This is a genomic window from Chryseolinea serpens (assembly GCF_900129725.1).
Taxonomy (GTDB): domain Bacteria; phylum Bacteroidota; class Bacteroidia; order Cytophagales; family Cyclobacteriaceae; genus Chryseolinea; species Chryseolinea serpens.
On sequence record NZ_FQWQ01000001.1, the window covers coordinates 2,823,638 to 2,841,313 of the forward strand.

General features: G+C 51.0%; 18 protein-coding genes. 7 read left to right on the plus strand and 11 right to left on the minus strand.

Going from position 1 to position 17,676, the window contains the following annotated elements; all coding sequences use genetic code 11:
* Nucleotides 1–12 precede the first annotated feature (12 nt).
* Nucleotides 13–996, minus strand: a complete 984-nt coding sequence (locus BUB30_RS11255; RefSeq protein WP_073133681.1) for a class I SAM-dependent methyltransferase — start codon at nt 994–996, stop codon at nt 13–15.
* A gap of 37 nt (nt 997–1,033) precedes the next feature.
* The gene (locus BUB30_RS11260) at nt 1,034–2,140 is read right to left on the minus strand and encodes a glycosyltransferase family 4 protein (protein WP_143164863.1); all 1,107 of its coding nucleotides are present in this window, start codon (nt 2,138–2,140) and stop codon (nt 1,034–1,036) included.
* A 77-nt stretch (nt 2,141–2,217) separates the two neighbouring features.
* On the opposite strand from BUB30_RS11260, the gene BUB30_RS11265 reads away from it, so the two are divergent.
* Nucleotides 2,218–2,844, plus strand: a complete 627-nt coding sequence (locus BUB30_RS11265; RefSeq protein ID WP_073133685.1) for a class I SAM-dependent methyltransferase — start codon at nt 2,218–2,220, stop codon at nt 2,842–2,844.
* A 3-nt stretch (nt 2,845–2,847) separates the two neighbouring features.
* Nucleotides 2,848–3,858 carry a glycosyltransferase family 2 protein gene (locus BUB30_RS11270; RefSeq protein WP_073133687.1) on the plus strand — a complete coding sequence of 337 codons (1,011 nt, stop codon included), beginning with the start codon at nt 2,848–2,850 and terminating at the stop codon, nt 3,856–3,858.
* 7 nt (nt 3,859–3,865) lie between these two features.
* On the opposite strand, the gene BUB30_RS11275 is transcribed toward BUB30_RS11270, so the two are convergent.
* The 7 genes from BUB30_RS11275 to BUB30_RS11305 are packed head-to-tail and all read right to left on the minus strand — an operon-like array spanning nt 3,866 to nt 10,469.
* A complete protein-coding gene (locus tag BUB30_RS11275; RefSeq protein ID WP_073133688.1) occupies nt 3,866–4,768 on the minus strand; it encodes a glycosyltransferase family 2 protein in 903 nt (300 codons plus the stop codon).
* Between the two features lie 3 nt (nt 4,769–4,771).
* Complete coding sequence (locus BUB30_RS11280) at nt 4,772–5,653, minus strand: hypothetical protein (RefSeq protein WP_143164864.1); 882 nt, start codon at nt 5,651–5,653, stop codon at nt 4,772–4,774.
* A gap of 5 nt (nt 5,654–5,658) precedes the next feature.
* Complete coding sequence (locus BUB30_RS11285; RefSeq protein ID WP_073133692.1) at nt 5,659–6,645, minus strand: hypothetical protein; 987 nt, start codon at nt 6,643–6,645, stop codon at nt 5,659–5,661.
* Nucleotides 6,646–6,647: 2 nt separating this feature from the next.
* The gene (locus tag BUB30_RS11290) at nt 6,648–7,556 is read right to left on the minus strand and encodes a glycosyltransferase family 8 protein (protein ID WP_073133694.1); all 909 of its coding nucleotides are present in this window, start codon (nt 7,554–7,556) and stop codon (nt 6,648–6,650) included.
* Between the two features lie 4 nt (nt 7,557–7,560).
* On the minus strand, nt 7,561–8,415 hold the full coding sequence (locus tag BUB30_RS11295) for an FkbM family methyltransferase (RefSeq protein ID WP_073133696.1): 855 nt from the start codon (nt 8,413–8,415) through the stop codon (nt 7,561–7,563).
* Nucleotides 8,416–8,433: 18 nt separating this feature from the next.
* Entirely contained in the window at nt 8,434–9,633 is a 1,200-nt protein-coding gene (locus tag BUB30_RS11300) for an ABC transporter ATP-binding protein (RefSeq protein ID WP_073133697.1), read from the minus strand.
* A complete protein-coding gene (locus tag BUB30_RS11305) occupies nt 9,630–10,469 on the minus strand; it encodes an ABC transporter permease (protein WP_073133699.1) in 840 nt (279 codons plus the stop codon). The genes BUB30_RS11300 and BUB30_RS11305 overlap by 4 nt, the downstream gene beginning before the upstream one ends.
* Before the next feature lie 187 nt (nt 10,470–10,656).
* Here BUB30_RS11305 and BUB30_RS11310 point away from each other — a divergent pair, with 187 nt between their 5' ends.
* Nucleotides 10,657–11,736, plus strand: a complete 1,080-nt coding sequence (locus tag BUB30_RS11310; protein WP_073133701.1) for a glycosyltransferase family 4 protein — start codon at nt 10,657–10,659, stop codon at nt 11,734–11,736.
* Here the strand turns inward: BUB30_RS11310 and BUB30_RS11315 are convergent.
* Together BUB30_RS11315 and BUB30_RS11320 are read right to left on the minus strand one after the other, a co-directional pair.
* On the minus strand, nt 11,685–13,019 hold the full coding sequence (locus tag BUB30_RS11315) for a hypothetical protein (protein WP_073133703.1): 1,335 nt from the start codon (nt 13,017–13,019) through the stop codon (nt 11,685–11,687). The two genes, BUB30_RS11310 and BUB30_RS11315, sit on opposite strands and share 52 nt — an antisense overlap.
* Before the next feature lie 88 nt (nt 13,020–13,107).
* A complete protein-coding gene (locus BUB30_RS11320) occupies nt 13,108–14,391 on the minus strand; it encodes a tetratricopeptide repeat protein (RefSeq protein WP_245804067.1) in 1,284 nt (427 codons plus the stop codon).
* Nucleotides 14,392–14,427: 36 nt separating this feature from the next.
* Between BUB30_RS11320 and BUB30_RS11325 the strand changes: the two genes are divergently transcribed.
* The 4 genes from BUB30_RS11325 (at nt 14,428) to BUB30_RS11345 (ending at nt 17,660) form a co-directional block, all read left to right on the plus strand.
* Nucleotides 14,428–15,060, plus strand: coding sequence for a hypothetical protein (locus BUB30_RS11325; protein ID WP_073133705.1), 633 nt, complete (start codon nt 14,428–14,430; stop codon nt 15,058–15,060).
* 357 nt (nt 15,061–15,417) lie between these two features.
* Nucleotides 15,418–16,362, plus strand: coding sequence for a UDP-3-O-(3-hydroxymyristoyl)glucosamine N-acyltransferase (locus tag BUB30_RS11330; protein ID WP_073133707.1), 945 nt, complete (start codon nt 15,418–15,420; stop codon nt 16,360–16,362).
* 40 nt (nt 16,363–16,402) lie between these two features.
* A complete protein-coding gene (locus BUB30_RS11335) occupies nt 16,403–17,098 on the plus strand; it encodes a hypothetical protein (protein WP_073133709.1) in 696 nt (231 codons plus the stop codon).
* A gap of 7 nt (nt 17,099–17,105) precedes the next feature.
* On the plus strand, nt 17,106–17,660 hold the full coding sequence (locus tag BUB30_RS11345) for a hypothetical protein (protein WP_221408693.1): 555 nt from the start codon (nt 17,106–17,108) through the stop codon (nt 17,658–17,660).
* The last annotated feature ends 16 nt before the right edge of the window (nt 17,661–17,676 follow it).

Consider the following 17,676-nt stretch of genomic DNA (forward strand, 5'->3'; position numbering starts at 1 on the left):
GTTCAAGTTAGTTTACGTGGTCGGCTTCTTCCCGCGAACGGCCGTCACCGTGTTGCCGTCGCCATAGGGGATCGTGAGCTTTTCCACCTCCGTGAGACCGAACGATTTGAACCATTGCCCCACCACATCCAAACGCTGCGGATGATCGTGGGCCGGCGAAAACATATCGAAGGTGTCAAGAATAACCCATTCGCGCAAAGCCGTTTTGTCGAGCTCGCGCGGAATGGTGGTGCGAATATCACACACCGGCAGGAATCGATTCACGATCCGACCTAAACCTATGGTGTCGAAAAATCGTGAAGCCGAAATGAGCCACCCGGCATTCGCCTCAATGCGTGATAACAATGTTTCGTGGTTCATGTTTCGGGTGAAGGGCCTCAACAGGTACTTGGCGTGAAGCTTGGTGTACCATCCCTTCACCGGGTAAAAATCCACGATCAACTCACCACCCGGTTTCACCATCTCCACCAACGCACCCACCGAGCGCTTGAAGTCAGGGGTGTGTTGTAAAACGCCAAAACAAAAAACCTTGTCGAACTGCGCGGGGGCGAACGGCAGATCGTACACACTGCCCTGGAAAAGATGGAAACGAGGATGTGGACCGTTGTTCCGGAAGTTGGCCTCCACGGCGTTGCTATAATCAACGCTATACAAATTCGCGTTGGTGTGGTTGAGTACGATTTGCGAAAAGCGACCGGCGCCGGAGCCCACTTCCAGGATGTTTTGATTTGTCAGGTCGATCTTGTCCCACTTCGTCACGGCAAAAAAACGTTCACGGCTTTGGTCTACCGTGCGTTGAAAGCGATCGATCTGTGTTTTCTGAAATTTATTCCACTGAAACCCGAAGTTGGCCGTGTAGTTATCGTCTTGCACAAAGCGATAGGCGCCTTCTTTTAGGGGGAACGAATTTCCATCATCGTCAATCAACTGTCCATCCTGAACCTTCAAGGGCTTTTTGTTGGAGGGATTGATGAGCCGTATATCCGGTGGGGTCATGCTGTTTTGATGTCAATTGAGGATGGACGCATAGCGATCAGGCATACAAGGTTTCCAGTTTGTGCAGCATGTTCTCCAGGCTGAACGGTTGCACCGATCGCTTTCCTTCGGTGACCAGGTTTTCGCGCAAGGCATCGTTTTGCCAAATGTTGCTTATCGCCGAAGCGATGTCGCCGGCATTCCGGAACGCTACCACGCAGGCGTTCTTCCGGTCCACGATAAACTCCGGCGCTACGCCCGACAGCGTAAACACGGCGGGCACACCCGCTGCCAGGGCTTCCACATAGGTTTGTCCAAAAGCTTCTACATGAGGGCCTGTGGGCACGTGAACAAAGATATCCATCACGGCATACAATGACGCCAGGTCATTTTCAAAGATAACCTCTTTGTAGGCTTCGGCCGGAACATCGGCAAGGCTTTTTTTGATCACGGGCGCATACACGCCATGGGCGTTGGCCAGGATCAGAAACGCCTCGGGAAATTCTTTTCGGATAGTTTTAAAGGCCTCCACCACATAGGGAATACCTTTCAGTTCCAGGTAGCGGGCAATGACGCCGATCACGGGTCGACGCGGAGGAACCCCGTGCCTTTGCCTTAGGCTGGCCACTGCCTGCGGGTCGGGCTGCGCGAAATACGCGAGGTCGAAGCCGTGGTGTATGAGGTGTATTTTAGCGGGCGCTGCGCCTTCCCATTGCGTGAGGATATTTTGAACATTTTGTGAAATCGCCACGATGCCGGTGGCCAATCGATTGCACAGCTTATCCCATTTCAACCCGGTGGGGTATACTTCATGGTGCAAGGCGGCATGGTGACGGGTGAATATTCGCTTCGGAACGCGTAGCAACCACGCGGCCGTCATCCCCATCAGCTGGGCCCGCCAGAGGTGCGCATGCACGACGTGGGGTCGTTCCCTTCGCAAGAGCGACAGCACGGCCAGCCACTTCCGGAAGAACGATGCCCCGTCTTCGTCGGCCACCACCTGGTAGCGCACGCCGGTCTGCTCCAAAAAGGAAATGAGTGCTGTTTGTCGCTTGCCGATCAGGAGAAAGAACAGCTCGGCACGGCTGTTAAAATGGGCGGCCATCCACTCAAAAGCAAGTGATTTCTCGACATCCGAGACGATATAGACGATCTTCCTCCTCAACACGGTACAAATAAAAGATCAATGTTACTAAAAAAGGTTTATCGCATTTATATTTATTTTTGACGAAAAACCGGGATATGCCCAACGCGCAATACTATAAATTGAATCGCTCGGAGATGCTTGCCTTCATACCTCCCGGTATCACGTCGCTGCTGGACGTGGGGTGTGGTGAAGGATACTTTGCCGCACTGGTAAAGGAAACCTTTCGCTGCGAGGTGTGGGGCGTAGAACCTGTATACGAACCATCCCTGGAAGCCCAAAAAAAACTGGACAAGGTCATCAACGGCTACTTCGATGCTTCGCTGAAGATCGACAGAAAGTTCGATGTCATTTCGTTCAATGATGTCCTGGAGCACCTGGTCGACCCCTGGAGCGCACTGCGTTATTGTAAGGACTTGCTCAACCCCGGGGGCGTTATTGTCACCTCCATCCCCAACATTTTATACTTTCACGACTTCATGCAGATGCTGCTGTCGCGCGATTGGAAGTATGAGGAGGCTGGCATTTTCGACAAGACCCACCTGCGTTTCTTCACGAAGAAAAGCATCGAGCGCATGTTCCAGGAGTGCGGCTACGACATCGCCACCCAGCAAGGCATTCGACCGACCGATTCAAAGAAGTTCTACCTGTTCAATATCGCCACCTTCGGCTACTGGGCCGAGTCACAATTCCTGCAGTACGGCATTCAAGCCAAACCCCGGTAACACATGGATCTTTCCATTGTGATTGTCAATTTCAACACGTTCGACCTCACCCGGGCCTGCATCGAATCCATTTACCAAACATTAGATCCGACCCGCGTCTCGTTTGAAGTCATCCTCGTTGATAATCATTCGACAGACCGGCCAGCCGACACCTTTGCCGAACTTTTTCGGGACCTCGTGCTGATCAAAGCCGGCGAAAATCTTGGTTTTGGCCGGGCAAACAACGAAGGTATGGCCGTGGCCCGGGGTCAATTTTTTCTGCTGCTGAATTCCGACACCATCGCGTTGCCCGGAGCGCTTGAACAATGTTTCACGTTCATGACTTCTCCGTTTGCCCAAGCACAGAATATTGGTTTGCTGGGGTGCCGGTTGTTGAACGACGACAAAACACTACAGCCCTCCATATGGCCCTACCTCCACAATAGTCTGTGGACTTTTTTCACGATCGAGAATCCAATCGCTCACGCCATCGTTCGGCGCCTTGGCCGCGACAAGCATCAAAACTTCGACTTCACCCGTTCGCAGCGGGTGGGCGATGTATCGGGAGCATTCATGTTCTTGCGCGCCGATGTGGCCCGTGATACCGGTTTTTTCGACACCGACTTTTTTATGTACTGTGAAGACACCGAGTGGATCCGTGAACGCATCGCCACACGCTACGCCGTCTATTATTTCCCGGAAGCCTCCATCATTCACCTGGGTGGCAAAAGCGCGCCCCGCGAGCTGATGTATATTCAATCGCGTCTATCGCTGTCGCTGGTGTGGTATAAAAAAGGCTGGCTATCCTACCTCGGCTATATTTTCATCAGCTACCTGAATTGTCTTACTATTTTGCTGACGACGCCCTTTTACTCTTCCACCACGCGCCTGCAGTTGAAAAAAGTATTGCATGCCTACCGCGTTCTCTTTCCTTACCTTTTGCGTGATATTCCCTCGCAGCCTCGCGGAATGAATACACGCACCTCAAAACTAATTTACAAACCTGCGCTGGAGGTCATGCGCGTGAAGGCGTGAGGAGTACTCATTTTGTGCTGCGCGTAACGGCGTAGGCCGTCAGCAACAAATCGTAAATCCGAAACCTCATTTTGCGGGGCAGAAACCGAAGAGCGTTTTTATCGACGAGGCTGATCCAGGCTTGGCCGGCCAATAGCCAGTAGAAAATTTTCTTCGCCCGGCTTCTTTGTGCACGGGCCGCGGTGTAGCGCGCAGCCGCGGGGTTGACAACCCTGAGCGTGCTTTGCGCTTTCTGATATTCTACGAGTCGCCGGGCATAGGTCCTGAAGTCGGGTTGGAGGTGATGGCCTGCCAGGATGTTCTTATCGAGCAAGATCGGGATATGCTTTTCAAATGCTCTTACGGCCAGGTCAAAATCTTCAGCGTCACGCAGACGTTCATCGAAGCCTCCGAGTTGTTTGAATACGTCCAGGTTTATCATGCAGTTCGCTGCAGTCAGATAAGGATCCTTCAACACACTCCGCGAGGCCTGGGTGATGCCGGAGACCCATTTGGTGTCAAGGTATTTTGCGTAGTCAGAAAACTCATCCGGACCAGCCGGTGGCACAGCATAAAGGCCGCCGACAACAATGGGATGATGTTCGTTGGCCAGGGCTTGATATTGGGTTAGCACATCGTCTTCGATGATCAAGTCGTCGTCGAAGAAAACCAAGATGTCTGCCCGGGCCGCTTTTACACCGGCATTCCGCGCTCCGGCCCTACCTTTGTTTGGCTGGACGCAAAGGTGAAGGGGAAATGTGAACGTGGCTTTTTCAATCACCTCCTGCGTGTTGTCCGTGCTGCCATCGATCACAACAATGACTTCGAAATCGCGCAGGCGTTGGCGCTCGAGTGAGTTAAGCGTAGTCAGTATGTTGGCAGCCCCTTGGTAGGTCGGAACGATCACAGAGAGGGCAGGCTTGGTTGTCATTTTTTATTTAAATAAGCTTCGAACCTTTGAAAAGAACCGTGAATTCTTGAAAAACAATTTCGACCGGGAGTATGCGGGCATGGCAGCAAGGGGAAAGTTTTTCAGCAATTCCGGAATAGATCTTCCTTTTACATACTTCAGTCTGGGCCATTCCCGAGGCTTGATAGGATGTATGTCTCTTGCCTCATTGAAATTCGACGCATTCAGTTTGTCCCAGAAAGAAAAATATTTTTCCTTATCAAAATGATCGCTGTGCCCCCAGTTGTTTATCTTCTCCTGAATTTCTGCGCGGCTGCGCGCCCACGATTGATGCAAGATGCTGAAGTTGACATATAGGTTGAAGTTGCCGTTCCTTCTCCCGTATTCGTATCCCGGCTCGCGCGTGGCGATTTGCATGAACTCCGTTCTGGCGGCTTCCAGGGGATCGACATATAAAAACCCTTCGTCGGTTTGCTTATACAAAATGATCCAGGGACAACAGATGTTGGCGCGCCTGGTGAGTTGAAATGGTAAGCTTCTCAGGTAGCGCACAAATCCCGAAAAATTCAGGAAGTATTCATCGCAATCCAGTTGGACAAACCATCCACCTTCACCGAGGTGTTTGGCCATGAGGTTGCGTTGGCGCACCTCGTTTTGCATGGGGGTGAGGTCGGGCAAATGATAGTTCTCTTCGAACACTCTTATCTTCTTTTCAGGATCAAGCTTTGTGATCAACGCCTTGAATCCGGCTTCATCGAACGGATAGGAATTGCCACTCCAACTGATGCGATCCTGATCGATCGACAGACCGATGACGGTTGCATCGGCATAGATCAACGGAAGGGCATACTCGAGCAAGTACCAGTCATAGGCCACACAAAAACCGACTTTAATGGCTTCCATCATCGTATTTATCTTTTCACACTGCGTCTGACGTGATACAACACATCCCGCAAGAAATGAATATCCCAGGGTTTCCGCAACCACGCGCGCAGCGCCCACTTTCGTGCTGTTTTAAAATCGTCCACATTAAAGGCCTGGATGGCCCGGTCCTGGAGCATCAGAATATGGTCTTGAAAGAGCCTGGGAAATACCGTGGTCATATGTTTGATTTCCGTTAACCGCTCCGACAGTGGTTTCGAACGCCACGCATCGTTGATGTGCTGGGCGGTCCAAAGGTCGGCTATTTGTTTTTCAATCCGATACCAATAATGATACACCACGTCGTCGCAGGCCAGCACGTTGAGACGTTGCTGAAGCACGATCGAAAAAGCATACTGCTCGCTGGCGTGATTGCTTGTGAGCGGATAAAATTGATCGGTCAGCAAATAGACATCGTTCAGCAAGGCGTGATGCGAGCGGTGAAAGGCCATAACGCCGGCATTCCAGGAAATCGCCGTTGTAGGGATCGTGACTCCTTTTTTATCAGCAAGATCGAACTGGTTTGAGCGAAGCAGTTGATAGAAGGCCCGAAATGTTTTTCCCGCGGGCAGTGCTTTGTCTTTCAGGCTCTCGAAATCATATTCCTTCAAGTGCATAAACGCGGTGCCGGGAGTGATCCGCGTTTCTATCGACCGTGGATCGGCAATAAAAAAAGTATCCGAATCTACGTATACAATGTTGTCGTCCGAAAGTTGCATGGCCTCGTCGATCAGGGCGATCTTCATGCGATGAAGAAAGTCGATCTCGCCACGCATGTTCCTGATCTTCTCCGGCGACAAAAAAATATAATCTATCGGGAAGGACTCCAGGTAAGGCTTGAAGTATGCTTCCTTATCGGTGAATAAAATTACACGCGCCGTCGACGGCCAGCCATAGTGCGCATAAAAACTATAGATCGTCAGGATGGCACGCCTGTATTCATTCTCCCTACCAAACGACTGCATGACCAGGTTCATGTTCAGGATCTTTTAGGTTTGAGGGCACGCCAGATCATTCTTATCCAAGGGGTGTCAAAGTAAAATTCAATCGCTCTTATCCTCAGCCAGGCCGGCACTTTACTCCAGGCAAAATCGGTGTATTTCGAAGTCCGGCCGTTCCATTTTTTCCGATATTCAAAATACAAAAATCTCAACCGGTTTCTGCAGAGCATCTCCCAAGGTCGATCCAAGGTGAAGTGAACAACGTATTTGTCGCGGAGCAACTCTTTTAATTCCCCGAAGCTCCGTTCCTGGGGTACATACGAATACAAGTAGTTGTAGCGCTCGTCCAGCTTCTTCCACGCATTCACCAAAATGGCATTGAGCCCGCACTGATCGACAAAGCGAATCGTTTCCGGGTATTTTAACAGATAATCGATGACCTGCTCCGAAATTTTGGTTTGCCGCCATTGATTCAGATCCATGAGCATCACGCCGGAATTAAAATAATTTCCGGGTTCGTTTATCCCCAGCAAGGGCTGCGTTATCACATAGTTGTCATATACCGCGCCCAACGGTTTTCCCCCAAGGTCCAGCGAATAGAAATCCGTGAGGTCGGCCAGCACAATGGTATCGACGTCGAGGTACAAGAGCCGCTCCACCGCGGGTGGCACGAGGAAAGGAAAAAATAACCGATAGTATACAGCAGGAGTCCATTTGCTACCAAGCACAAATCGTGCAGTAAATGCCTCGTCGATGTTATAAAAAAACACCCGATGCTTGCGGGCGATATCGGCGATATCCTGTTTTTCCGTTTCCGGGATACCTGTGGCGATGAGGTGAAAGTGAACGGATGTGTTTGCATGATGATCCAAAACGGAATAGAACCATGCATAGAAAGGTGCGCGGTAATGTTGATCGAATGCAGCGGCCAGGTGCAGGGTTTTCATGAAGCTACGTTCGTGTCCCTACTAAAAGTTCGCCGAACCGTTTTACTTTGAAACCCGCCGCGATCAGAAGGTCCTCGATCTCGGTCATCGGACCTTTCTTTTCATGCACTTCGATGGAGATGACCTTGGCCTTGGAAAGCGCCTTACCCCACGAGCCCAGGTTGCGAAACAATTCAAACTCCGAGCCCTCCACATCCATCTTGATATAGTCCACGTCAGGAAAATCATGTTCGCTCATAATGTTGTCCAGCGTGTCAACGGCGATGCTACCGGCCCCCTGGCTCGACTCGCGCACCGAAAAGGCCCAGTCTTTAGCATGGCAGAACGACACATCATGCTCGAGCAACGCTTTCTTCGACCACACCCCGACTTGCACGGGGCGCACGCGATCCAGGTCGTTGGCCTTGATGTTGCGCGACAGTTGCCGGAAATTTTCCGGTTCGGGTTCCAGGGCCAATACGCTACAGCCTGGAAATTTGCGCGAGAAATAAAGCAACGTGAGACCAATGTTCGCGCCACAGTCAATGATGTTCCGAATAACAATGCCTTCCTCAGCGATCAACTGTACAAAAGGTTTGAATTCCTCCTCGAGCATGATCTGATCGAATACCATGAAGTCAGAGGAGTCACGGCGGAGATAGATTTGTTGACCTTCGAAGGAGAGGACCGTGTGTTCTTTCTCCCGGCGTGTGGCGATACCCAACGACCGGTAGCGGCTAAACGAGCGCCGGGTGCGCAAGAGGTACACCGGGAGTTTGTGCCAGACAAAATCCGTGGCCAACGCCGTGGCCAGCAAGATCAATTCCCCAAACGAATATTGACGAAGGATGTAGAGCAGATATTGTTTTCTTTCTTTCACGGATTCGTGGGGTATGCCTTATTTGGTATACTTCAGAACAGACGACGGCGGCACAATGGAGCCGTGGTCGTATGTGTGAGGAAATGTTCTCCCTTTTGTGGGCGATTCGTTTATCTCAAACATGACCGCGTTGTTCACCATGTCGAACGTTTCGTTGTTGTGAGCTCCCAGCCAGGGTGAAAGCGAATAGGTGTCGGGCACCAGGGGCGGGAGGTCTATGGAAATTTCTAAATTTTGCAGACCGGGTTGATATTCAATAAAGGGGTCGATGCGCGGGATGGCCTGCATCACCGTCACACCAAGTGAATTGATGATGTCGAACGCCAAAAATCCTTTACTGTGTTTTCGTTCAGAACGAAGGGCCAGGTCAATGGTCAAGCTCAAGGCAGGTTGGTCTCCGTTGAGCTGTATCTTTATGGTCTCGAACCAAAGCGGCGCCCGACTGGTCGTGGTGCGTTGCCACAGGGTGTTCTGGTTCATCTCAAAATCCATCTGGTACGCCCGTATGACGTCCTTAACATCGCCTTCGGCCACCACACGCCCGCTCTTCAGCAACACGCCCCGTGTACAGAGATTGCCGACAGCCACCAGGTTGTGACTGACAAAAAGAATGGTGCGACCGCCTCTGCTTACGTCTTCCATTTTCTTGAGACACTTGCGTTGGAATTCCGCATCGCCCACCGCCAGCACTTCATCGATGATCAATATCTCGGGTTCGAGGTGAGCGGCTACGGCAAAGGCGAGACGCAATTGCATACCACTTGAATAGTGTTTCAGAGGCGTATCTAAAAAATTTTCTGTCCCCGAAAAGTCCACGATCTCGTCGAAGTGTTTGTCTATCTCGGCTTTCTTCATCCCCAGGATAGATCCGTTCATGTAGATGTTCTCGCGGCCATTAAGCTCCTGGTGAAACCCCGTGCCCACTTCCAGCAAACTGGCGATGCGTCCACGGCTGATGATGCGGCCCGATGTGGGGGGTGTGATGCGCGATAATATTTTTAGCAAGGTAGATTTACCAGCACCATTTCGCCCAATGATACCGATCGATTCGCCGGGCTGCACCTGGAATGAAATGTCGTACACCGCCCAAAAGTCCTCCGTCACATCGGTGCTTTTGAATAGGTTCGTAATGCGATCGCGAAAGCTCAGGTAGCTGGCACCCTGATGATGTAACCGGAAACGTTTCGACACATGCTCAATTTCAAGAATAGGTTTCATGCAATGTCTGCAAAAAAAGCTTCCGTCTTTTTAAAATAATAGATGCCCAGCAACAGGAAAACGATGGCCGAAACGGAGCTGATCATCACCAGAAAAAAATTCATCTCGCTCGTACCCGTTAGCGGCACTCTGAAAAAATTGATGGCCGCATACATGGGATTGAGCGCCAGTACATAGTTCACCCAAGGGTTACTGGTGTTGGACGCGGGATAGATCACGGGGCTTACAAACAAGGCGATTTGTAAACCAAAGGGAATGATATAGCGAAAATCGCGATACTTCACATTCAGGGCGGCAAGCCCGCAGCTGATGCCGAGCGTTCCCAAGAGAACAAATACCAGCGCCAGTGGCCAGAAGACGATCAACGCCAGTACATCTACATGTACCTGGTAATAGATAAGGGTGACCACGAAGGCAACAAAGGCCACGATAAAATCGACACCCGAAACCAATAAGGCACTCACCGGAATGATAATGCGCGGGAAATATATTTTTTTTATGATCGGGGCATTGGTGAGCATGGAGTTGCCCGCCGTGTTTACGCTGCTGGAAAAAAAATTCCAAAGCAACAGCCCGGAAAAAACAAAAACAGGATAGGGCAATCCGAGGAAGTTATCGTTCTTCAGCGCGTGCCCGAAAAAGAAGGAAAAGATCGCCACCATGATCAAAGGCTGAAGCACCACCCAGATCACGCCGAGCGCAGTCTGCTTGTATTTCACCTTCACTTCACGCCAGGTGAAGAAGTAAAAAAGTTCACGGTAAGACCAAAGCTCACTTAAATTTAAAATGACCGAACGGTCGGACGAGATGATGTTCTCTTTCTGCTGTGCCTGCATTAAAATAGGCGCTTCCTGGCCTTCTTTAAACGTTCAATAATCGGGCTCAAAATTCCCGACCACAAAAAACCTTCAATCCTTCGAATTTGAACGCTAAGGCTTTGTCACCAACCTCAAAGGTAGTGATATTTGGAAAATATATTCCAAAAATAAGACCTACGGTGGCCATTTTATACCTTTAGCGGCTATGACGACAATCCTTTTCCTGTTCCCCTATCCGTTAGGAGAATCGCCATCACAACGCTTTCGGTTCGAGCAGTATTTTGACGCGCTCCGCGACAAATCCATCACGATCGAAACACAGTCCTTCTGGGATATCGCCGCGTGGAGAATTCTCTACAAACCCGGCCATGGCTTTCAAAAATTTGCCGGGTTAGTGAAAGGTTTCTTGCGCAGGACCTTCGTCATCTTTCGGGCGCCACGTTATCACTTCATCTTTATTCATCGCGAGTGCACACCCTTAGGCCCACCGGTTTTTGAATGGCTGCTGGCCAAAGTGCTCCGAAAGAAAATTATCTACGATTTCGATGACGCGATCTGGCTCCCGAATACATCCGACGAAAACAAGATCGTTTCCATCGTGAAGTGGCACGGCAAAGTGAGCGCTATATGCCGATGGAGCTATCGGGTCAGCTGTGGCAACGACTACCTGGCCAGCTTTGCCAGGCAGTTCAATAAGCATGTCGTGGTCAATCCCACCACCATCGACACCGAGCGCCTCCACAATCCTGCACACTATGCGCCCCACACCACCAACGGGCCTACGGTGATCGGATGGACCGGCACGCATTCGACCCTGAAATATCTCGATCCGCTTGTGCCGGCCCTGCAGCGCATTGAGAAGAAATATCCCGGCCGTGTCGAATTTTTAGTGATCGCCAACAAAGCGCCCCAACTCGCCCTGCAGCACCTCACCTTCCTGCCCTGGAAAAAGGAAACCGAAATTCAGGATCTCTTGCGTATGGATATCGGGATCATGCCGTTGACCGACGACATCTGGGCCAAGGGGAAATGCGGATTCAAAGCGTTGCAATACATGGCCCTTGGCATTCCCACCGTCACCTCACCGGTGGGCATAAACTCAACGATGGTCGATCCCTCCGTGGGCTTCCTGGCGGGCACACCCGAGGAATGGGAAATGTATTTGGAGAAACTTATCGATGCGCCGCTGCTTCGAAAACAAATGGGCATACAGGGACGCAAAAAAGTTATCGATCAATATTCTGTTGGCTCCAACACGTCGACATTTCTATCCCTGTTTGAATAGTCGAGCATCAGCACCAGGCTCACCACAAAGAAGGGCATTAATGGAATTTTATAGCGCACCAGCGTTCCGAAATTGTACGTAGACACTCCGACGGCAAAGGCAAAGGTGAGGGAGAAAACAAGGGCAAAGAAAGTATTGGGATACAGCGCGGCCGAGAAGACCTTAAGATTTCGCTTCACCAGGATATACAACGTCGTGAGCAGCAACGCAAGACTTTCAAAGGCGGAAAGGAGCATGAACGGATTCTTTGCCTCCCACAAATAAGGACGGAATATCGATACGTTGATGGCCTGTGGCGCAAGGGCGATCATCGAACCCAACGTGCCATCCAGCTCTCCGAGCGTATAGCCCGACCCTGCATCCCTGCCCGTCTGAAAACGAATGTCGTAGGCGGTCTCCTGGGCCGTCCTGGCCAGACTGTTGATGGCGTATTTTGGGTTGTCTTCGCTTGCCTTCAGGGTTGCAAAATAGGCCAAGCCTCCTGCGGCGCAGATCACAAACGGAAAAATAATCGTTTTGATCGCTTGCGACCGCAGCGCCCCAAGGTTGAATAAAAACACCCAAACAATGGCGGCCGGCAGGAAGGTTAGCAAAATGTAGATCTTGATCGAATACAATCCATACGAGCTCAACAGAAGCATGGTTACGCGCCAGAATGTGGGCTGCTTAACAATAAAGATCTGGAAGATCTGAAACGTAGCCATGCCCAGGCACCCGAGTGTGATGGTGTCCTTCAACAGCCCCGAGCCCCAAAAAAAAACCGAAGGAATAAAAAATGCCGCGATGGCAAGCCCCTTGTGCAGGTGTGGATATTGTTGATAGAAGGTCTGGAAAAACTGCCACATGCCCACAAAGCAAAACACGGCAAACAACGCCGCCGTAGCCGAATAGCAAGAAAATGTGAACAGGTCAAAGATCGCAGCAATTTTCACAATGCTGTAGGAGGGCGGATCGCGAAAGAATGCAATTTTCGAAGCATACCGATACACCCCCCGGTCATCATAGCCGTCGCTGAGAATAAGCTTTAGCCCCGACTCCGGCGAATCCCAAAAAGCCTCCCAGATGTAACGGCTTCCGTAGGTGTGATAGTTAAAGGTGTCGCCACCGCCATAGTAGAATTGATACACGAGTCCAACGATCAGTGCCCCGACGATCTTCACGGTGAGTGCCGGAAAAAAATAACGGCGTGTTACTTCATCTGTAACGGACGGACGGATGACGTAGGCGACTATGTAGATGACGCCTGCAACAATAGGGAAAACAATAAAATCGCGATAATCCAAAATCTTCCGTTTTGACTCGTTCGACCAAAGGTCACCGTTTAACCACGATAAAGCAACCATGACATAGGCATCCGCCCATGTCTATTCGTCAATCGCCCTTCTCCATTTTCTTCAATCGGAGTCGCGCCGTTTTATAGGCTTCGTCTTTTCGACCGGCTTTCTTTTCCACGGCCTTGAACCACTTCCGAGCGCCGGCTTTGTCTCCTTGTTTCTCGGCGATCTCGCCCAGGGCGATCATCGAGTATAAATAGTAGCCCGACTCGGTGGCCTCGATCCGCTCGGCATAGCGCATGCACAGCTCGTAGTATTTTTTGGCTTCGTCCAGCTTGCGGCGGGCTTCGTTGATCTGGCCCAGAAAAAAAGCCGCATAACGGCCACTGGTAGCTTCATAGCCCACCTGCCCGCTGTCGATCTTGTTCAGGATGCTCTTGCACACGGGGTCCGCCTCGGCAAACCGCCCTTGATAATAAAGCATACGCGCATAGTAGCGATGGAAGTAGGGGTTCCGTGGGTAGGTCTGAAATAAATATTCGCTGATCTGGAACGCCCGGGGCTGGTCGTTTTCGTAGCTGTTCAAAATCCGCATCAACCACACCATGGCCTCCGTGCGGGTGTAGAAGGCGTTGTAGGACACCTCTTTCAATTGCTTCAGCCCCAATGCCTTGTCGCCTTTCTTAAAAAACCACAGCACGGGTTTCAGTACCGGGTAATTCTCTGGCACCCACACCGAAAAATAGTTATAGAGGGCGTCGCCAAACAACAACTCGGGGTTCAGGCCTTCTTTCTCTTTGCTCTCCTCCAGATAGTTGATGGCGTTTTTGCCAACGACTGCCGCCTTGCGCCAGGCCTTGCGCTCCTCGTCGGCATACAGTCTCCCCTTAAAGCCATAGGCCGCCGCCAGGAAAAAAGAAGCCTCCGTCTTGTAGGCCGGATAATTTTCATACAGGTTTTCGCCCACCGAAATGGTGCTATCCATATAGGCCAGAAACGTGTCGTCGTGCGACTGATCCTTGGTGTTGGGCATGATCTTCCACCATTCGATGAGGCCCATTAGAAAATACGGCAGTGGATGCCAGGCATATTTGGCTTTCAGGTATTGAAATTGGGCCTCGGCCGCAGAAAATTTGAAGTTATAGAGGTCGTTCAGGGCCTGCGAGCATTCCAATTGCACGTTCAGGTCGGAAATGAGAATGATCGTGGTGTCTTTTTTTGCGACCATTTGTGCCCGGGCGTCCGTTTGTGCGACCCATAGCGGCAAGAGCATTCCAAACCAAAGCCACCGCGACAGCAACAGGCGCCCAAAACGCCTCCCGCCACGCACGGGGTCAAAACCTGATCGTTTTTTTTGTTGGATGGAAGAAACGTTCGTCATAAACTTACACTTAAACCCCTGTCCACGCAGAAACCCATGTCTCAGGAACACGAAACTAAATCATTCTTTGGTGCCAGCAAAAGATTACTGTTTTTGCTGCTTTGCCTGCTCACCCTGGCGCTGCTTTATATCAAGATCTCTTTTATCGAAAACGAAACCGCAGCGTTCGAATTTCTGCAAGACCGCCCCGAGGGCACCATCCTGCGGATCGTCAATGGCCTGCGCTTCTTCGCTATACCCGTCGTCTATCTCTGGAAGTTCACCGTCATCGCGTTCGTCATCTGGGTGGGCTGCTTCATGTTCGGCTACCGGGTCACCTACACCCAGTGCTGGGGTGTGGTCATCGGCGCCGAATACATCTTCCTCATCCCCGAATTGATCAAGATCGGCTGGTTCATGTTCGTAGAAACAGACCCCTCCTACGCCGAGGTCAGCGCGTTCTACCCGCTCTCGCTGCTCTCCCTGTTCGACTATTATGCCATCGACAAACGCTGGGCATACCCGCTGAAGGCGCTCAACGTCTTCGAGATCGTCTATTGGTTCATGTTGGTGGAAGGCATCCACAGTTTTGCCCGCAAAAGCAAAAAATACGTGTGGATCATCGTGCTTTGCTCCTACGTGTTGCTGTTCTTTGGGTGGCTGTTGTTCTACAGCGTCGTATACAAGTAGACGCCCTGCCCGGGGAGATGCCGCAAGATAAAAAAGTTTTGCCGGCCTTCGTACTCCGGCCGGACCCCGCCCGTACCGAACATATAACTCGCTCTCAACTAACTATACGTTCGGGCTTCCCTTCCAAGCCCTACCCAACCCCTTTCTCCTCCATGTTCCACCCCCCGATCACCCATTTGTTGGTGTCCCACCAACAAATCACTCTCCATCCCCACCTCACTTCAATCATCCCGCCCCCAATCCCGGCAAATTCAAACATCTTAGCCGCCCCTACTGCCTTGAAAAATTTGCCATGAAATCACCCCGCACAAAAAATTCATATTTTCGCAAAGCCGTTCACCACACCGGCACGCACGCATGCCCTACGATCTTCACCACATCCTGGAAGCCCTCAAGGGCGAACCGCTCACCGTCGAGCAGGGCGAGCTGCCCGTAAACATCACCCGCGCCTTGCCCGCACCCGAAGCCGATGCCGAAAGCATCGCCTGGATCAAACCCGGTCACCCCAAGGCAACGGACATGATCGTGAACACCGCCGCGCCGCTCATCGTCTGCGACGAAGCCACCTGGAATAATCTGCCGGAACCCAAGCCGGCCAAAGTATTCGTCCTGGTCGACGAACCAAAACGCATTTTTTCGAAAGTGGTCAATGCCCTGCTGGTGAAACGTCCCGCACCCGGCATCCACCCCTCGGCCAGTGTCCATCCCAAGGCCGTCATCGGGAAATCGTGTCACATCGGTCCGTTCACCTATGTTGGCGAAGCGGTCATCGGCGACCACACCGTCATCCACGGCCACGCTTTCATCTACGACAACGTGACGCTCGGCGACCGCTGCATCCTGCACGCCGGCGTGGTCATCGGCAGCGACGGCTTTGGCTATTCGCGCGATGAGAACAACAACGTCGAAAAATTCCCCCACATCGGCGGCGTCCGCATCGGTCACGACGTCGAGATCGGCGCCAACACCTGCATCGACCGCGGCGCATTGGGCAACACCATCATTGGGAACGGCGCGAAGATCGACAACCTCGTGCACGTGGCTCATAATGTAAATATTGGCGAGAATGCATTTGTCATTGCACACGCCATGCTGGGTGGCAGCGTCACCGTCGGGGCTGCCGCCTGGGTGGCACCGTCGGCTTCTATTCTCCAACAACTGAAGATCGGTGATGGTGCAACGATTGGGGTGGGTGCTGTCGTGACAAAAGATGTTCCTCCTGGCCAGACGTGGACGGGGTCACCGGCGCGACCGTTGACAGAGTTTTTGGCGATGCAGAAGAAGATTAAGGATTTACCGTAATACAACGAAACAGAAAACCGGTTAGGTACCACGAAATCTTATGCGTTTATTCATCGTCACTATCATCCTCTTCCTATCCAACGTTTCTTCCTTTTCGCAAACCGGAACGCCCTTCCATATAGATATCCCACAAATTCAAGGCTCAGGCAAAATGGTGAATGACTTTATTCCCGCCCGGTGGCACATTTTAGAATCCGCAAGTGGAGATCTGAACGGTGATGCAAGACCGGACTATGTTCTTATCCTTGGGGTAACCAACAAGGAACTGGCAATGCACGCCATCGACACCGTTCGGAATGAGGTTCCGCGCTTGCTCGTTGTTCTGGTATCGGACAAGAAGGAGCTTAAAGTCGATCAGCAAACCCATGAATTGATCTTGCCATCGGGTTTTGGTGGAAATTTTGACCCCATCGAAATGACCGAGCCTTTATCCATTGATCCAAAAAACAAAAGCATCACCGTTTCCATGTATGGCGGTCTGAGAGAGCGCTGGGTGATCCATTATGTCTTTCAAAAAGATGACCTGGACTGGACATTACACTCGGCGACTTTAAGCACCTACGATTCTACCGCGCCCGACCAAGCGTTTCACTACGACAGCACGTTCGACTTTGTCCATAAAAAAGTAATCGATAACCTCACAAAGGAAACCCACGACTTGACATGGACCCAAGTATTAAAACTGAAAGACATGAAGCCTTTTGAGAATGAAGTTGCACCCGACGTTAGAATTTAAATCTCAAATGAAAATTTTCATTTTTATTCTCTGTGCGTTCGAAGTCGGTTGTTCCCTGGCACAGTCAGCGAGCCCTTCAAAATCAAAATACGCTTCCTTGTCCACTACAACGGAGGATATGCGAAGAATTGGCTCCCTGTTTCTGATGGATAGCATTAGTGCCGACGACAACGAAATCACTTTTGCCTGCATGGATAGCATTCTTTCAACGCACAAAGGAACCAGAGACTATTTCTTTCCCGTGTTTGAAAAAATCGCCATGCAAGCCGACGGTTCCGTGGCGGAGATCATTGGATCTTATACGTTAGTCTACTTAAAAAAATATCCTCATGAATTTCTGGACAGATACCGTTGCTGTCAGAAAGATGAGCCTTGTTGTCAAAAACTTGTTCTACTGGCCACTTTTCTGGGAGAAGAGACCATGATGGATGATGACAAAGCGAAGGTGTACCATGAGCTAATGGATGCATTGAAGGTGAGTCACAAAAATCAAAAAAAAGAAAATGCCCTGGCGTTGCTCATGCGAACGGTGGATGCCACACGAAAGAATTGGAAGGACTAGATGCCGCTAACGTTAA

Excerpts from the sequence above, each read along its gene's own strand:
- BUB30_RS11255 (WP_073133681.1), bottom strand. The coding sequence starts at position 996 with ATGACCCCACCGGATATACGGCTCATCAATCCCTCCAACAAAAAGCCC.
- BUB30_RS11265 (WP_073133685.1), top strand. The coding sequence starts at position 2,218 with ATGCCCAACGCGCAATACTATAAATTGAATCGCTCGGAGATGCTTGCC.
- BUB30_RS11270 (WP_073133687.1), top strand. The coding sequence starts at position 2,848 with ATGGATCTTTCCATTGTGATTGTCAATTTCAACACGTTCGACCTCACC.
- BUB30_RS11275 (WP_073133688.1), bottom strand. The coding sequence starts at position 4,768 with ATGACAACCAAGCCTGCCCTCTCTGTGATCGTTCCGACCTACCAAGGG.
- BUB30_RS11280 (WP_143164864.1), bottom strand. The coding sequence starts at position 5,653 with ATGATGGAAGCCATTAAAGTCGGTTTTTGTGTGGCCTATGACTGGTAC.
- BUB30_RS11285 (WP_073133692.1), bottom strand. The coding sequence starts at position 6,645 with ATGAACCTGGTCATGCAGTCGTTTGGTAGGGAGAATGAATACAGGCGT.
- BUB30_RS11290 (WP_073133694.1), bottom strand. The coding sequence starts at position 7,556 with ATGAAAACCCTGCACCTGGCCGCTGCATTCGATCAACATTACCGCGCA.
- BUB30_RS11300 (WP_073133697.1), bottom strand. The coding sequence starts at position 9,633 with ATGAAACCTATTCTTGAAATTGAGCATGTGTCGAAACGTTTCCGGTTA.
- BUB30_RS11305 (WP_073133699.1), bottom strand. The coding sequence starts at position 10,469 with ATGCAGGCACAGCAGAAAGAGAACATCATCTCGTCCGACCGTTCGGTC.
- BUB30_RS11310 (WP_073133701.1), top strand. The coding sequence starts at position 10,657 with ATGACGACAATCCTTTTCCTGTTCCCCTATCCGTTAGGAGAATCGCCA.
- BUB30_RS11320 (WP_245804067.1), bottom strand. The coding sequence starts at position 14,391 with ATGACGAACGTTTCTTCCATCCAACAAAAAAAACGATCAGGTTTTGAC.
- BUB30_RS11325 (WP_073133705.1), top strand. The coding sequence starts at position 14,428 with ATGTCTCAGGAACACGAAACTAAATCATTCTTTGGTGCCAGCAAAAGA.
- BUB30_RS11330 (WP_073133707.1), top strand. The coding sequence starts at position 15,418 with ATGCCCTACGATCTTCACCACATCCTGGAAGCCCTCAAGGGCGAACCG.
- BUB30_RS11335 (WP_073133709.1), top strand. The coding sequence starts at position 16,403 with ATGCGTTTATTCATCGTCACTATCATCCTCTTCCTATCCAACGTTTCT.
- BUB30_RS11345 (WP_221408693.1), top strand. The coding sequence starts at position 17,106 with ATGAAAATTTTCATTTTTATTCTCTGTGCGTTCGAAGTCGGTTGTTCC.